We start from the raw sequence: 15,338 nt of genomic DNA, 5'->3' as shown, positions 1-15,338 counted from the left end.
CCACCACCGCCGGGGCGGAAAGGCGCGGGGGTACCCTGAGCGCATGGACCAAGACATCCAGGACCGCATCCGATCGCTCATCGACGAGGAACACCGCCTCAGGACCGCCCACACTCCGGGCCCGGAGGATGACGCGTCCACCGCGAGCCGTCTCGGCGACGTGGAGACCCAGCTTGACCAGTGCTGGGACCTCCTGCGCCAGCGGCGTGCCAAGCGCGAGTTCGGCGAGGACCCGGGCGAGGCGGCCGTGCGTCCCGCGAGCGTCGTGGAGAACTACCGCGAGTAGGCGAGGCGCTGCTCCCTCGTCGATCGCGCCTCGGGCCCTCACGCGTGGCGTTTGCATGGACTGCCCGGGCACCTGCTAAGCTCGATGAGTCCCGCGCCGGGAAGACCGGCTGGACGAGCTGCCCTCGTAGCTCAGGGGATAGAGCGTCTGCCTCCGGAGCAGAAGGCCGTAGGTTCGAATCCTATCGAGGGCACAGCTGCACCCCCGGTCCACACGGACCGGGGGTGCTGTGGTCTTCAGGGGCGCCCCACTCCTCCGCCGAGGTCGCCCCGTGCGGGCAAAGGGAGCGGGCGCAAGCGCAGAACCAACAGGCAAGGCCCCGCCGAGCGCAACGGCGGGGCCTTGCCCGTTCCTCACGGCTGCGGGCCTTCCGCACTGGGCCTTCCCAAGCGTGTGTGCAGATGGTCCGCGGACTGAGCTCAGTCCTCGGGGTCCAGGATGAAGTCGTAGACCATCTCCTCACCCTTGCCGTCGGCAGCAGGCTTCGGGTCGAGGATGAGCTCGGGCTTGACGGCCGAGGCGATGTCGTCGTCGTTGTGGGCGTCGCCCGGGAAGTACAGCTGTGCGGTGATGAGCTCGTGGCCCGGGGCCGAGACCTTCACGTGGATGTGCGCGGGGCGCCACGCGTGCCATCCTGCGGCGGCGATCAGCTTGCCGCAGGCGCCGTCGGTCGGAATCTGGTAGGGGGCCGGACGCATCGTCTGGATCTCGAAATTGCCGTTCTCGTCCGCCAGGACGGTCCCGCGGAGATTCCACTCGGGCAGCCCCGGGGCGTACTGCGAGTAGAAGCCCGCACCGTCCGCGTGCCAGATCTCCACCTTGCCGGGCAGACCGTTGCCGTCGAGGTCGCGGATCTGGCCCTTCCAGGTCAGCTCGGTGCCGGGCTCGTCATCGCGACGCGGCAGGCGTGCCGGAGTGTTCTGCGCCGGCGAGTCCGGGACGTAGTACGGGCCCTCGATGGTGCCCTTGGAGCCCTTCCGGTTCTCGGTCGCGACATCCTCGACCACATGTTCGACCCACACGTCCAGGAAGAGCGGCCACTCGCCGTCCTCGCCAACCGAGATGAGCCATTCCTTGAGCGCGTTGTACTCGGCGTACGTGACCTTGTGCTCGCGGATCGTCGAATAGACGGCCTCGAGGACCTCACGGGCAAGCAGCGAAACGCGCTCCTTCGGCACGTCGATGCCGGCGCGCTTGCCGCTCTCCTTGAAGCGCTCAGTGGCCTTGTTGCCGGACTCGGCAGCCTTCGCGTCGAATTCGGTGGCTGTCTGGCTCATGGTCATCCTCCTTGATGATGTGTGCCGGTGCTGGTGCCGGTACCTAGTGTGATGGGCGGCACTCGTGCTCGCTCTGACTTCACGCTAGGAGCATTCATTGCGTCTGCACAAATACCTAGTTCTATTGAATTGATATCTCCCACGTTCCAAAACCACCCTTGGTCAACCCTAGGCAAATACCCAGTGTGATTGTTCTCACTCGTTGACAGGATCTTTCACAGCCCGCGACGAGGACGTCGTGGATGGCAACAGGCAAGGGAGAGAACCAATGACGGAAACCCTGGACCACGTCCGCGCCCAGCTCTCTGACGCACTTATCGAGGACGCGTCGACGGGCACCTACCGCGCCAAGCGCAGCATCTTCACCGATGAGGAGCTGTTCGAACTCGAGATGAAGTACATCTTCGAGGGCAACTGGGTCTATCTGGCGCACGAGAGCCAGATCCCGAACGTCGGCGACTACTTCACGACCTACATCGGACGGCAGCCGATCGTAATCTCGCGCGGCAAGGACGAGGAGCTCCACGCCAACATCAACGCCTGCAGCCACCGCGGAGCCATGCTGTGCAGGCGCAAGACGGACAACCGCACCACGTTCACGTGCCCGTTCCACGGGTGGACCTTCTCGAACACCGGCAAGCTGCTCAAGGTCAAGGATCCGAAGGGCGCGGGCTACCCGGAGCAGTTCAACAAGGAGGGCTCGCACGATCTGACGAAGGTGCCCCGCTTCGAGACCTACCGGGGCTTCCTCTTCGGCAGCGTCAACCCAGACGTGAAGCCGCTCGAAGAGCATCTGGGTGAGTCGACCAAGATCATCGACATGATCGTCGACCAGTCCCCTGAGGGACTCGAGGTGCTCCGCGGAGCGTCGACCTACACCTACGACGGCAACTGGAAGGTCCAGGCCGAGAACGGTGCCGACGGCTACCACGTCTCCGCGACGCACTGGAACTACGCCGCCACCACCTCGCGCCGCGGCACGGGCGAGTCGACGAACGAGACCAAGGCCATGGACGCCGGCACGTGGGGAAAGCAGGGCGGCGGCTACTACTCGTTCGAGCACGGCCACCTCCTCCTGTGGATGTGGTGGGGCAACCCCCAGGACCGCCCGAACTACGACAAGAAGGACGAGTGGACCGCGCAGTTCGGTGCCGAACGAGCAGAGTTCATGATCGGAGCGTCCCGCAACCTGTGCCTCTACCCGAACGTCTACCTCATGGACCAGTTCAGCTCGCAGATCCGGCACTTCCGCCCGATCTCGGTGGACAAGACCGAGGTCACGATCTACTGCATCGCCCCGAAGGGCGAGTCCGCGGAGGCCCGCGCCAACCGCATCCGCCAGTATGAGGACTTCTTCAACGCCACCGGCATGGCCACCCCGGACGACCTCGAGGAATTCCGCTCGTGCCAGAAGACCTACCTCGCCGGCGCGGCGCCGTGGAACGACATGAGCCGCGGCCAGATGCACCAGATCACGGGACCCGACGAGACCGCCAAGGGCCTCGGGCTCCACCCGATCTCGAGCGGCGCCAAGACCGAGGACGAGGGCCTCTACCCGATCCAGCACGGTTACTGGCGAGAGCGGATGAAGGCGGCCGTCCAGGCCGAAGAGCAGCTTGAGGCCGAGCAGTCCTCCCCCGAGTCCAACTGACGCCTCCGACACCACTGAGACAGGAGAGACTTTCGATGACCCTCATGACAACGATCGAGCCCGGGACGATCGGACTCGACGACGTGCGCCAGTTCCTCTACCGCGAGGCGAGCTTCCTGGACGACCGCGAGTTCGACCGCTGGGTGGACTGCTACCACCCCGACGCCGAGTTCTGGATGCCCGCGTGGGCCGACGACGACACGCTCACCGAGGACCCGCAGCGCGAGATCTCGCTCATCTACTACCCCAACCGCGGCGGTCTCGAGGACCGCGTCTTCCGCATCAAGACCGAGCGCTCGGGCGCCACGAGCCTGCCGGACCCGCGCACGGGCCACAACATCACCAACGTGGAGATCCTGCGCCAGGACGGCGACGTCGTCGACGTCCGCTTCAACTGGTTCACGCTCTACTACCGCTACAACACCGTGGACACATACTTCGGCGTCTCCTTCTACACCGTCGACTTCGCCGGCACCCAGCCGGTCATCACGAAGAAGAAGGTCATTCTCAAGAACGACTACATCCACCACGTCGTGGACATCTACCACATCTGAGAAGGAGCGAGGACATGACTACAGCCCATGATTCCGTGAACCACACCGTTGCCCTGTCATTCGAGGACGGCGTCACGCGCTTCATCAGTGTGACACCCGGCCAGACGGTCGCCGACGCGTCCTACCGGGCGCGCATCAACATCCCGCTCGACTGCCGCGACGGCGCGTGCGGGACGTGCAAGGCCTTCTGCGAGTCCGGCACGTACGATGGCGGTGACTACATCGAAGACGCGCTCACGGACGACGAGGCCGACGCCGGCTACTGCCTCCCCTGCCAGATGACGCCTGAGAGCGACCTCGTGCTGCGGGTCTCGGGCACCGCCGAGATGGCCAAGAGCGGGATCGGGACCTTCCAGGCCACGATCGAGAAGCTGCACTGGTACGCCGACAACACGGCAGGCCTCACGCTCTCTGTCGAGGACCGCGACAAGCTCAACTACCTCCCGGGCCAGTACATGAACGTCAAGGTGCCCGGCACCGACGAGGAGCGCAGCTACTCGTTCAGCAGCGGCCCCGAGGCCGAGAAGCTCACGTTCCTCGTCCGCACCGCGCCTGACGGCGTCATGACCACGTATCTCAGGGAGCGCGCGGCCGAGGGCGACACCCTCACGCTCGAGGGCCCGAAGGGCAGCTTCTTCCTGCGTGACGTCAAGCGTCCCGTGCTCATGCTGGCCGGCGGCACGGGCATCGCGCCACAGCTCGCGATGCTCGAGAAGATCGAGAAGCTCGCCGCATCCGGCGTGGTCCCCGCGTTCCCGATCCACCTCGCCTACGGCGCCACGTGGGACAAGGACCTCGTCGAAGTCGAGGCGCTCGAGCGCTACGCCGCGACCATTCCGGGCTTCACGTTCGACGCGATCGTGGCCGACCCCGCGTCCGGCCACCCCAAGAAGGGCTACGTGACCCAGCACCTGCTGCCGGGGCATCTCAACGACGGCGATGTCGACGTCTACCTGTGCGGACCGCCCGCGATGGTCGACGCCGTGCGGAAGTACTTCACCGGCGAGGGCATCGACCCGACCAACTTCTACTACGAGCGGTTCGCGGTAGGCGTCGTCGCTGCCCCCGCCCTCGCGGGAGCCGCCGCATGACGACGACCGCGTCTTCGCGGCCGGACACGGCGGCCTCCTCGGTTCCCTCGGTCCACCACGGCCGGTTCGCGGGCAAGTCCGTCGTCGTGACCGGCGCGGCCCAGGGTATCGGCCGGTCCGTCGCGGAGCGCATCGCCGCCGAGGGCGGAGAGGTCACACTCGTCGACCGCGCGAGCCTCGTCCACGAGGTCGCAGACGGCGTGCGCACGGCCGGCACGACTGTGCCCAACATCCCTGTGCACAGCGTGACCGCGGATCTCGAGACGTTCGACGGCGCGCTCGCGGCTGTCGAGGCGGCGGTCGCCTCGGCGGGGCGCATCGACGTCGTGGTCAACAACGTCGGCGGGACGATCTGGGCGAAGCCGTACGAGCACTACACGCCAGAGGAGATCGAGAAGGAGGTGCGCCGCTCGCTCTTCCCGACGCTGTGGATGTGCCGCGCGGCACTCCCCCACCTCATCGCCCAGGAGTCCGGGACGATCGTCAACGTCTCCTCGGTCGCAACGCGCGGAGTCAACCGCGTCCCGTACGCGGCGTCCAAGGGCGGGGTGCGCGCCATCACCACGGCGCTTGCCCTCGAGGCGGCCCCCCACGGCGTCCGGGTCGTCGCGACAGCCCCGGGCGGGACCGAAGCGCCGCCGCGCGCCGTCCAGCGCGGCCCCCTTCCCGCCTCGGACCAAGAGAAGGCCTGGTACCGGCAGATCGTCGACCAGACGGTCGAGTCGTCGCTCATGAAGCGCTATGGGACGCTCGCCGAGCAGGCCGCGGCAATCTGTTTCCTCGCCTCGGACGAGGCCTCGTACATCACCGGCACGGTCCTGCCCGTGGCCGGAGGCGACCTCGGCTGAGGCCTGGGTACCCCCCAAGCGTTGCCGCCCCCGGACCTCTGGGTTCGGGGGCGGCGTCGAACCAGCCGGCCTGTTCCGGGTGACGAGTACCACCGGCAGCACCAATCACCAGCAGCAGCACCAGGCACGACCGAGCATCATGACGCACTACCAGCAGTTGTCCAGCTCCAGATCCCAGCACAGACATCGGAGTCTTGCATGTCATCTTCAGCACAGGCTGCCCTCGGGCAGCGTCAGCGCAGCACCCTGGCATGGATTGTCGCGCTGGGCGCGGCGGCCCTCACCTTCGACGGCTACGACCTTGTCGTCTACGGCACGGTCGTCTCGGGCCTCCTGAGGGACCCCGGCCAGATCGGCCACCTCGACCCCGCGAGCGCCGGCGCCCTGGGAAGCTACGCCCTCATCGGCGTCATGGTCGGCGCGCTCGCATCGGGCGCGATCGGCGACTTCGTCGGCCGCCGCAAGGTCATGCTCGCGGCCCTCGCGTGGTTCTCGATCGGCATGGCTGCCACGGCCTTGACCACCAACGTCACCATGTTCGGCGCGTTCCGTTTCTTCACCGGCATCGGCGTCGGCTCGCTCGTAGCGACCGCCGGCGCCATCGTCGCCGAGTTTGCGCCGAAGAACCGACGCAACTTCTACAATGCGATCGTCTACTCCGGAGTGCCGGCAGGAGGCGTGCTCGCCTCGGTCCTCGCCCTTGCCTTCGACAACGGCGGCAACTGGCGGCCGCTCTTCTTGATCGGCGCGGCTCCGCTCGCGGTCATCCTCCCGCTTGCCGTGGCCAAGCTGCCCGAGTCCCCCCTGTGGCTGCTGGCGCGCGGCCGGCGCCCGGAGGCCGAGGAGCTGAGCCGCCGTGCCGGCGTCGTGCTCCCCGAGGCGGCACCGGACCGGGCCCGCCCCGCGGCGGGCGCGGCCGGCGGCGAGCGCGCCGGCTTCGCGGGCCTGGCCACGCGGCGGTTCGCCCTTCCGACCGCCTTCCTCGGTCTCATGAGCTTCGCGGGACTGCTCCTGACCTACGGACTGAACACGTGGCTTCCTGAGATCATGGGCCAATACGGCTTTGGGAAGGCGTACTCCCTGACGTTCCTGCTCGTGCTCAACGCGGCGGCGATCGTGGGCGGGCTCGCGGCGGCCGCGACCGTGGACCGCACGGGCCCGAAGCGGATCATCACCGGGACGTTCGCCCTCGCGGCAGTGGCCCTCGTCCTGCTGACGTTCCACATGCCATTCCCGGTGCTCCTCACAGCGGTGGGCATCGCCGGGATCGGGACCATCGGAACGCAGGTGCTCGTCTACGGCTTCGTCTCGAACTTCTACACGACCCAGACGCGCGCCGCGGGCGTGGCGTGGTGTGCTGGATTCGGGCGGCTCGGCGGGATCCTCGGTCCGCTCGCGGGCGGCCTCCTGCTCTCCGCCGGCGTGACCGGCCAGACGGCGTTCTACCTCTTCGCCGTAGTCGCGCTGCTCGGCGCCGTGGTGACGGCCCTCGTCCCGCGCCCGCGAGGTCGGGCCCACGACGACGTCGCTGCTGCGAGCCGCTCCGGAGCGAAGGCCCCCACCGGACTCCCTTCCGCCGAAGCGGAGACCGTCCCCGTCGAGGGCACCGTGCCCGACGGCGAGCCGGAGCCCGCCGTCCGGTGATCCCGCTGAGCGCTACGGTCGGGACCCGTGACGGTTGCGCGGGGTCCCTGAGGATGCATTGTGTGACCGCGGCGACTACCGTCGAGGAATGCTGACACCCCACGAGGACGTGGTCTCGCGCGCCCAGGAGCTGTCCGAACTGGACACGCTCCTGGGCGTAGCCGCGTCCGGGGCCGCGCAGTGCGCCGTGCTGGAAGGACCCCACGGAATCGGCAAGACAGCCCTCTGTGAGGCGTTCGCGGCGCGCCACCCGGAGCTCGCGGTACGCCGGGCCGAGGCATCGGCGTGGGAGCACGGCCTCCGTGGCGGCATCCTCGCGCAGCTCGGCGTGCTACCGGCGTACTCGGCAGACGCCGGACCGACCGAGGATTCCTGGGGACGGGATACGGACCAGCCCTCGTGGCTGCCCGCCGGCCGCGCGGCCCTCGAGGCGCTCTCCCGGCTCGCCGCGAACGGGCCCGCGCTCGTCGTGCTCGACGCCATCGAGCATGCCGACACGCTGTCCCTCGAGGCTTTGGCCTACGCCGTGCGGCGCGTCCATGACCCACTCGTCGTGCTGGCGACGCACGGCCCGGCGGGGAGTGTCCCTGGCAGCCCGGCTGCCGCGTTCGCCGACGCTGTGAGGGCCCGACGCATCGTTCTCGATCCCCTGGCGCCCGAAGCCCTCCGCGAGCTCGCCGCGGCACGCGCGAAGGTGGATCTGACTCCGGAGGCGACTCAGGCGCTGTGGCGGGTGAGCCGGGGCAACCCGGCACTGGCACTGGAGGCGCTGGCGAACGGCGCCGAGTCGATCGGCGCGGAAGGCCTCGCCGCCCACGGACCGCGCGCCGTCGTGCCCTCCGTCGTGCCATCCGTCGCCGCCCGCGCGGCGGCCGCCCTCGCGCGGCTTCCCCCAGGCGCCCGCGCGCTCGTCGAGGCGGTCAGCGTGCTCGGTGGCACGCCGACGGGAGCGGTAGCTGCCCAGCTCGCTGGCCTGCCCGAGGGCAATGCCGAGGCGCTCCTTGCCGCGGCCGACGCCGCGTGGTCGGCCGGGCTTCTGGAATGCCGCACCGTCGCGGGAACCCTCCAGCTCACGATCCGCGACCCTCTCCTGCGGGATGCCGTCGAGGAGGCCCTTGGCCCGGCTGAGCGCGCGGCACTGCACACTCGCGCTGCCGAGCTCGCAGGCTCCACGCGGGACCGGTTGCGGCACCTGGTCGCCGCGGCCGTCATGCCCGACGCCGGGCTGGCCGCCGAGGCGGATCGGCTCGCGGCCGAGGAGGCCGGCGAAGGCGACTGGAGTGCGGTGGCGGACGCACTCGTCGCGGCGAGCCAGCTGCATGTGGACCCCGCCCTCCGCGAGGACCGCCTCCTGCGCGCTGCCGAGGCCATGGTCGGCGCCGGCGACCTCCCCAGGGCCACACCGCTCGCCCGGCGCATCGAGTCCCTTCCGCAGAGCGCGGCAAGGGACGCCGTGCTTGCCTACTACGCGATCCACAAGGGCCACGCCCGCCGCGCCGGGGCGCTTCTCGCCCGGGCGTGGGAGACGCGCGCCCCGCTCGGCTCCACGGACCTCGCCGCCCGCATCGCTCAGTACCGTGTCCTCGACTCCCTCGCGGAGTGGGACATCCCCGCCCTCCTGGACTGGACCGAGACGGCCGTGCGCCTTGCGGGCCCGGACAGTACTGCGGGGGTCGAGGCACGCGCGATGCTCGGCCTTGGCCTCGGCTCGGCTGGCCGTCTGGCCGAGGCACGCGCCGCCTACGAAGAGCTCGCGGCGACTCCGGCGCTCGGAGCGCGCGACCAGCGGCTCCACCTCGGCCGCGGCTGGCTCGCGCTGGGCGTCGACGAGTTGGACGAGGCTCGGCTCGAGCTGCGTGCGGCGATCACCTCGGCGCGCAGCCCCGGTTCGCTGCGCATCACCCTGTGGGCCTATGCGTGGCTCGCCCGCGCCGAGTTCTCGGTGGGCCGCTGGGACGAGGCGCTCGCCGCCGCCCGCACCGGGATCACCCTCAATGCGCCCGTGGGAATGGACCTCCTGGCCCCGATCCTGCACTTCACTGCCGCGCAGATCCACGCGCTGCGCGGCGACTCGGCCGAGGCTGCAGAGCAGAGCAGGCTCGCCCAGCCTGGGCCTGAGGCCTACCCCGTCATGCATCTGGCGGGTGCGCTCGCAGCGGCAGCGGTCGCCGAAAGCTTGGGCGACTACGCCGGGGTGCTGCGGGCGTTCGAGCCGATCGTGCGAATGGACCGGTCGCAGGGCATCGACGCGCCGGGGTTCTGGCCCTGGCAGGATGTGTACGCCAACGCGCTCGTCATGACCGGACGCATCGACGACGCGGACGCCTTCCTGCGCCCGCTCGAGGCCGCCGCACGATCGGCGGAACACCGGAGCACGATCGCCCGCCTCGGGTACGTGAGGGGCCGGATCCTCGGCGCGCAGGGGTCGCTCGACGACGCGGTCGCGTGCTTCGAGGGCGCTCTCGCGGCGCTGGATGGGCTGCCGCTGCCCTACAACACGGCCCGCGGGCGGTTCGCCTACGGGCAGACGCTGAGGCGGTTCGGACGGCGCCGCGACGCGACCGAGGTCCTGGCCGCCGCCCGGGACGCCTTCGCGGGCGTCGGGGCGCAGGTCTACGTAGCGCGGTGCGAGCGTGAGCTCCAGGCCGCGGGTACCGGAATCTTCCGCACTGCTCCCCACTATCAGCGGGGCCAACACCAAGTGGGGCAGTACCCCGCAGCGCAGCACCCAGGTGCCCAGTACCCAGGCACCCAGCAACCCGGAGCCCCACACCGGGGTGGCCACGACCCCGGCGCCCCGCATCCCGCCCAGGCTCCCGAGACCGGCTCCTCTTCTGGTCCGTCGGTGCCCGCGTTCACGGCCCAGGAGACCGCCGTGGCCCGCCTCGTCGCGGCGGGCCTGAGCAATCGTGACGCCGCCCGAGAGCTGTTCGTGTCCGTCAAGACGGTCCAGTACCACCTCACACGGATCTACGCGAAGCTCGGGATCGGCTCGCGTGCGGAGCTTGCCGCCGTCTACCGTCCGCCGGCGGATGAGTCCTCGGCCACGAACAGCTCGTAGATCGCAGCCGCGTCGCGGTCCCGCCAGAATCGCAGCCAAGTGGCCGCACGAGTCGCCGATAGCGCCCCGAGTTCAGCGAGGACCGCGGCGGCGAAGTCGGTCGGAGCCCACGATCCAGCCGTGACGAGCACTCCGCCCGATGGCGTCACGCCACTCACCGCATGCGGCTCGCGCACGAACCGCGCGCTCCCGCGGTATCCCGGCCACCGCTCGAGCTGGCCGAGGTCGTTCCCCGTGTGCTCGACATCGTCGAGGAGTCCCGCCCTGCCGAGCGCGTCGACGGCCCCACAGATCGCCGCTACCAAGGCGCCCGTGGCTTTGCATCGCCCCGCCAGGTCGAGCACCTCGCGGTTCGCGGCTGCGTTGTTGTCGTCGTTGTTGTTGTTGTCGTCGTCGTCGTCGTCGTACCACGATGTGCCGCCGCACAGGACGAGCGCGTCGAATCGCTCGTCGACGATGTCGGCGAGGGCCGCCGTCGGGCTGACTGTCAGTCCGCCCATGCTCACGACCGCTTGGCCCGTGGCCGTCGCTGTAGTGAGCTCGGCGGCCCGCTCGGTCACATCGTGCTGGCGCAGCGCGCTCATGAGGTACCCCACCTCCCAGTCGGCCATTCCCTCCGGCAGGTAGACGAGCACCCTCGCGGGCGCGCTGACAGGGTCGGCGGGCACCGCCGTCGTGCGCTCATCGGTTCGTGTATCCATGCCTCGAGGCTAGGCCTGGACGCGGACAGGGCGTGTCCGCAGCGTGCCACCACTAGACTGGATCAGCCATGGCACTGACGATCACGTACCCCGCCAACCTCCCGGTCTCCGAGCGCCGCGACGAGCTCATGGAGGCCATCGCCGCCCACCAGGTGACGATCATCGCAGGAGAGACCGGTTCGGGGAAGACGACCCAGATCCCGAAGATGTGCCTAGAGCTCGGCCTCGGCGAGAAGGGGCTCATCGGGCACACGCAGCCCCGGCGCCTTGCCGCGCGGACGGTTGCCGAACGCATCGCGGAGGAGCTCGGCGTCGAACTGGGCCAAGAGGTCGGCTTCCAGGTGCGCTTCACGGGCGAGGTGTCCAAGGAGACCAAGGTCAAGCTCATGACCGACGGCATCCTGCTCGCCGAGATCCAGCGCGACAAGCTCCTGACGCGCTACTCGACGATCATCATCGACGAGGCCCACGAGCGCAGCCTGAACATCGACTTCATCCTCGGCTACCTCAGGCGCATCCTGCCGCAGCGGCCCGATCTGAAGGTCATCATCACGTCCGCGACGATCGATCCGCAGCGGTTCTCCCGGCACTTCGCCCGCGAGCTCCCCGACGGCAGCTCCGAGCCGGCACCGATCGTCGAGGTCTCGGGCCGCACGTATCCCGTCGAGGTCCGGTACCGGCCTCTGGTCGCCGATCCTGCAGGCACGGGGACGGAAGACGAGGAGAACGCGAGCGACGACGCCCTCGAGGAGGACCGCGACCCTGTCGACGCCGTGTGCGACGCTGTCGACGAGCTTTCCCGCGAGGCGCCCGGGGACATCCTGATCTTCTTCTCGGGCGAGCGCGAGATCCGCGACGCCGCAGAGGCCCTCGCGAACTCCATCCAGAAGAACCCGCGGATGGCCGGCGCCGAGATCCTCCCGCTCTTCGCCAGACTCTCGCTCGCCGAGCAGCACCGCGTGTTCTCCCCCGGCGGCAGGCGCCGCATCATCCTCGCCACGAACGTCGCCGAGACCTCGCTCACGGTGCCGGGCATCAAGTACGTTGTCGACACAGGCACCGCGCGCATCTCGCGCTATTCCCACCGCACCAAGGTGCAGCGCCTGCCCATCGAGCGGGTCTCACAGGCTTCCGCACATCAGCGTGCGGGCCGCTGCGGCCGCGTCTCGGACGGCATCTGCATCCGCCTGTACTCGGAGGAGGACTACCTCTCCCGGCCCGAGTTCACGGACCCCGAGATCCTCCGCACCAACCTCGCGGCCGTCATCCTCCAGATGACGGCCATGGGGATCGCCCGCGGGCCGCAGGATGTCGCGGCCTTCCCCTTCGTCGAGCCGCCCGAGTCGCGCGCGATCAACGACGGCGTGACCCTCCTGCGCGAACTCGGCGCGCTCGCTGACGGCTCGGCCGGCGACGGAGGGGGAACCCCCGGCGAAGCAGCGCCCGACGGCGGCGCTCACCGCCGCGATCGGCGCGCCGGCGGCGCGGTCGAGGCCGGTAGGCGGGGCACCCGAGGCGGCCTCACCGCCGTCGGCCATCAGCTCGCCCAGCTGCCGGTCGATCCACGCCTCGGACGCATGATCGTGGAGGCCGCTCGGCGCGACTGCGCGCGCGAGGTCATGGTCCTCGCTGCGGCGCTGACCATCCAGGACCCACGCGAGCGCCCGTCGCAGGAAACCGGCAAGCGCCAGGCCGCGGACGAGAAGCACGCGCGGTTCAAGGACGAGAACTCCGACTTCACGGGCTATCTCAACCTGTGGAACTACCTCCAGGAGCAGCAGCGCGAGCTCTCCTCCTCCGCGTTCCGGCGCCTGTGCAAGGCCGAGTACATCAACTACCTGCGGGTGCGCGAGTGGCAGGAGCTCTTCACGCAGCTCCGGCAGCTCGCCCGGCCGCTCGGAATCTCACTGGGGCAGGCGCGAGATACCGATCCGGTGGGCAAGCACGACGCCGTCCACCAGTCGCTGCTGGCCGGTCTCCTGAGCCACATCGGGCTCCTCGACGAGCGCAAGCGGGACTATCTGGGCGCCCGCGGCACCCGTTTCGCGATCTTCCCGGGATCGGCGCTCTTCAAGAAGAACCCCACGTTCGTCATGGCGGCCGAGCTCGTCGAGACGAGCCGGCTGTGGGCCCGGACCGCGGCCAAGATGGACCCGGCGTGGGGCGAGCTCGTGGCCCCGCACCTCGTCAAGCGCAGCTATTCGGAGCCGCACTGGTCCAAGCGCGCCGGCTCGGTCCAGGCGTTCGAGAAGGTCACGCTCTACGGCGTGACGCTCGTCGCGCAGCGCCGCATCAACTACGGCCGCGTCGATCCCGAGCTGGCACGTGAGCTGTTCATCCGCCACGCCCTCGTCGAGGGCGACTGGAATACGCGCCATCACTTCTTCAAGCGCAACCGTGAGCTGCTCGAGGAGGTCGACGAGCTCGAGACGCGCGTACGGCGCCGCGGCCTCCGCGTCGACGACGAGACGCTCTTCGAGTTCTACGACGCCCGCGTCCCGGCCGATGTCGTGTCCGAGCGGCACTTCGACGCGTGGTGGAAGAAGGCGCGGCACGCGGACGAGCACCTCCTCGACTTCGACCGTGCGCTCGTGCTCGGCGAGGCGGCGGCAGGCACCGCCGAGACCGCCGACGCCGCCTACCCGACGGTGTGGCGGCAGGGCGGGTTCGACCTGCCACTGGCCTACGAGTTCCATCCGGTCGCCCCGGGGGGCACTCCCGATCCGACGGACGGCGTCACCGCCGAGGTTCCGGTCCTGTTCCTCAACCAGCTCGAGCCCGAGCCGTTCCGCTGGCAGATCCCCGGCCAGCGCGTCGAACTCGTGACGGCGCTCATCAAGTCCCTGCCCAAGCAGATCCGCAAGAACTTCGTGCCCGCGCCGGACGTCGCGCGCCAGTCCGTCGCGGCCCTCGACGCCGACTTCGACTCTGCCGGCGACTCCCTCGAGGAGTCCCTCGAGCTCGTGCTGCGCCGGCTCAAGGGGCAGATCATCCCGCCCGGCTCGTGGAACTGGGACGCCGTCCCACCGCACCTCAAGATGACCTTCAGCGTGGTCGACCCGACGGGGAAGGTGCTTGGCGCAGGCAAGGACCTCGTGGCCCTCCAGGAGCAGCTCGCACCCGCCACCCGCCGCGCGATCGCGGAGTCCCTCGGCGCCACCCCCGCGACCGCCGCGCCGAAGTCACCCCGTGGTGGCGCGACGTCACCCCGTGGTGGCGCGACGTCACCCCGTGCGGGCGCGACGTCACCCCGTGCGGGCGCGACGTCACCGGATGGGCGCACGACGGCGCCCGCCACCGGCCGCTCGGGCCTCGCCGAGCGCAGCGGATTAGCCGAGCGCAGTGGATTGACCGATTGGAGCGTCGGCACGGTTCCGCGGACGGCGAGCACCGTCGTCGCCGGTCACACGGTCACCGGGTACCCCGCGCTCATCGATGAGGGCCGCACCAAGGCCGCGCCCCGCGGCACGGTGGGCCTCCGCGTGTTCCAGACCAGTCAGGACCAGCTGCGCGCCCACCGGGGCGGCGTCATCCGCCTCCTTGCGGTGAGGATCCCGCCGCCCGACCGGTACGTTCTCGAGCACCTCAACAACCGCGAGAAGCTCACGTTCAGCCAGAACCCGCACGGTTCCGTCACAGACCTCATTGCGGACTGCTCGCTCGCTGCGATCGACCGTCTCGTCCCCACCGAACTCCCGTGGGACCGCGCGGCGTTCGACGCACTCTTCGACGATGTCCGCGCCGAGCTCATCGACACCGTCTTCAAGGTCACGGCGATCGTCGAGCAGGTCCTCGCGGCCTCGGCGCGCATCGCCAAGGCGCTCAAGGGCACCACGAGCCTCGCGCTCATCAGCGCGCTGAATGACATCAAGGCCCAGCTCGAGCAGCTCGTGTACCCGGGCTTTGTAGCACAGACGGGCTACGCTCAGCTCGAGCACTTGCCGCGGTACCTCCGCGCGATCGAGCGGCGGCTCGAGAAGCTGCCCACGAACGTCCAGCGCGACGCCGTCGCCATGGCTGCTGTCCAGGCCCTCGAGGACGACTACGACGACGCGGTCGCCGCGCTCGCACCAACGGGACGCAGTCAGGGGCTGCTCGAGCAGGTCCGCTGGATGATCGAGGAGCTCCGGGTAAGCCTCTTCGCCGTCGAACTCGGCACGGCCGGGAAGGTCTCGGAGAAGCGAGTCCGGCAGGCCCTCGGCGAGGCGCTCGCCCCAGCCTGACG

At 69.7% G+C, this 15,338-nt stretch carries 10 protein-coding genes and 1 tRNA gene; 9 read left to right on the top strand and 2 right to left on the bottom strand.

The window, feature by feature from the left end; genetic code table 11:
- Nucleotides 1-43: 43 nt before the first annotated feature.
- Both RBS60_RS10015 and RBS60_RS10010 read left to right on the top strand, forming a co-directional pair.
- Nucleotides 44-286 carry a DUF2630 family protein gene (locus tag RBS60_RS10015; protein WP_307957416.1) on the top strand — a complete coding sequence of 81 codons (243 nt, stop codon included), beginning with the start codon at nt 44-46 and terminating at the stop codon, nt 284-286.
- Nucleotides 287-406: 120 nt separating this feature from the next.
- Nucleotides 407-479 (top strand) — tRNA-Arg (locus tag RBS60_RS10010).
- 226 nt (nt 480-705) lie between these two features.
- On the opposite strand, the gene catA is transcribed toward RBS60_RS10010, so the two are convergent.
- On the bottom strand, nt 706-1,563 hold the full coding sequence (gene catA / locus RBS60_RS10005; protein ID WP_374049262.1) for a catechol 1,2-dioxygenase: 858 nt from the start codon (nt 1,561-1,563) through the stop codon (nt 706-708).
- A gap of 268 nt (nt 1,564-1,831) precedes the next feature.
- On the opposite strand from catA, the gene benA reads away from it, so the two are divergent.
- The 6 genes from benA to RBS60_RS09975 all read left to right on the top strand — a co-directional run bounded on the left by benA (nt 1,832) and on the right by RBS60_RS09975 (nt 10,412).
- Nucleotides 1,832-3,214 carry a benzoate 1,2-dioxygenase large subunit gene (gene benA / locus RBS60_RS10000; protein ID WP_307957414.1) on the top strand — a complete coding sequence of 461 codons (1,383 nt, stop codon included), beginning with the start codon at nt 1,832-1,834 and terminating at the stop codon, nt 3,212-3,214.
- 35 nt (nt 3,215-3,249) lie between these two features.
- A complete protein-coding gene (gene benB, locus RBS60_RS09995; protein WP_307957413.1) occupies nt 3,250-3,768 on the top strand; it encodes a benzoate 1,2-dioxygenase small subunit in 519 nt (172 codons plus the stop codon).
- 14 nt (nt 3,769-3,782) lie between these two features.
- The gene (gene benC / locus RBS60_RS09990) at nt 3,783-4,859 is read left to right on the top strand and encodes a benzoate 1,2-dioxygenase electron transfer component BenC (RefSeq protein ID WP_307957412.1); all 1,077 of its coding nucleotides are present in this window, start codon (nt 3,783-3,785) and stop codon (nt 4,857-4,859) included.
- Nucleotides 4,856-5,707 (top strand): 1,6-dihydroxycyclohexa-2,4-diene-1-carboxylate dehydrogenase, encoded by an 852-nt coding sequence (locus tag RBS60_RS09985; protein WP_307957411.1) that lies wholly within the window; start codon nt 4,856-4,858, stop codon nt 5,705-5,707. Before benC ends, RBS60_RS09985 begins: the two co-directional genes overlap by 4 nt.
- Nucleotides 5,708-5,905: 198 nt before the next feature.
- Nucleotides 5,906-7,351: an MFS transporter gene (locus tag RBS60_RS09980; RefSeq protein ID WP_307957410.1), complete on the top strand. Its 1,446-nt coding sequence runs from the start codon at nt 5,906-5,908 to the stop codon at nt 7,349-7,351.
- Between the two features lie 88 nt (nt 7,352-7,439).
- Complete coding sequence (locus RBS60_RS09975; protein WP_307957409.1) at nt 7,440-10,412, top strand: LuxR C-terminal-related transcriptional regulator; 2,973 nt, start codon at nt 7,440-7,442, stop codon at nt 10,410-10,412.
- Here RBS60_RS09975 and RBS60_RS09970 read toward each other — a convergent pair.
- Nucleotides 10,367-11,113 carry a DJ-1/PfpI family protein gene (locus RBS60_RS09970; protein WP_307957408.1) on the bottom strand — a complete coding sequence of 249 codons (747 nt, stop codon included), beginning with the start codon at nt 11,111-11,113 and terminating at the stop codon, nt 10,367-10,369. The genes RBS60_RS09975 and RBS60_RS09970 overlap by 46 nt on opposite strands.
- A 68-nt stretch (nt 11,114-11,181) precedes the next feature.
- Between RBS60_RS09970 and hrpA the strand changes: the two genes are divergently transcribed.
- Nucleotides 11,182-15,336 carry an ATP-dependent RNA helicase HrpA gene (gene hrpA, locus RBS60_RS09965; RefSeq protein ID WP_307957407.1) on the top strand — a complete coding sequence of 1,385 codons (4,155 nt, stop codon included), beginning with the start codon at nt 11,182-11,184 and terminating at the stop codon, nt 15,334-15,336.
- Nucleotides 15,337-15,338: the final 2 nt, after the last annotated feature.

It is taken from the genome of Sinomonas sp. ASV486, from assembly GCF_030908215.1.
Lineage (GTDB): Bacteria > Actinomycetota > Actinomycetes > Actinomycetales > Micrococcaceae > Sinomonas > Sinomonas puerhi.
The sequence above is the reverse complement of the archived record's forward strand: the minus strand, read 5'-3'. Positions and strand labels throughout refer to the sequence as shown.

Excerpts from the sequence above, each read along its gene's own strand:
- RBS60_RS09985 (WP_307957411.1), top strand. The coding sequence starts at position 4,856 with ATGACGACGACCGCGTCTTCGCGGCCGGACACGGCGGCCTCCTCGGTT.
- RBS60_RS09970 (WP_307957408.1), bottom strand. The coding sequence starts at position 11,113 with ATGGATACACGAACCGATGAGCGCACGACGGCGGTGCCCGCCGACCCT.
- RBS60_RS09975 (WP_307957409.1), top strand. The coding sequence starts at position 7,440 with ATGCTGACACCCCACGAGGACGTGGTCTCGCGCGCCCAGGAGCTGTCC.
- RBS60_RS09980 (WP_307957410.1), top strand. The coding sequence starts at position 5,906 with ATGTCATCTTCAGCACAGGCTGCCCTCGGGCAGCGTCAGCGCAGCACC.
- RBS60_RS10015 (WP_307957416.1), top strand. The coding sequence starts at position 44 with ATGGACCAAGACATCCAGGACCGCATCCGATCGCTCATCGACGAGGAA.
- benC (WP_307957412.1), top strand. The coding sequence starts at position 3,783 with ATGACTACAGCCCATGATTCCGTGAACCACACCGTTGCCCTGTCATTC.
- benA (WP_307957414.1), top strand. The coding sequence starts at position 1,832 with ATGACGGAAACCCTGGACCACGTCCGCGCCCAGCTCTCTGACGCACTT.
- hrpA (WP_307957407.1), top strand. The coding sequence starts at position 11,182 with ATGGCACTGACGATCACGTACCCCGCCAACCTCCCGGTCTCCGAGCGC.
- benB (WP_307957413.1), top strand. The coding sequence starts at position 3,250 with ATGACCCTCATGACAACGATCGAGCCCGGGACGATCGGACTCGACGAC.
- catA (WP_374049262.1), bottom strand. The coding sequence starts at position 1,563 with ATGAGCCAGACAGCCACCGAATTCGACGCGAAGGCTGCCGAGTCCGGC.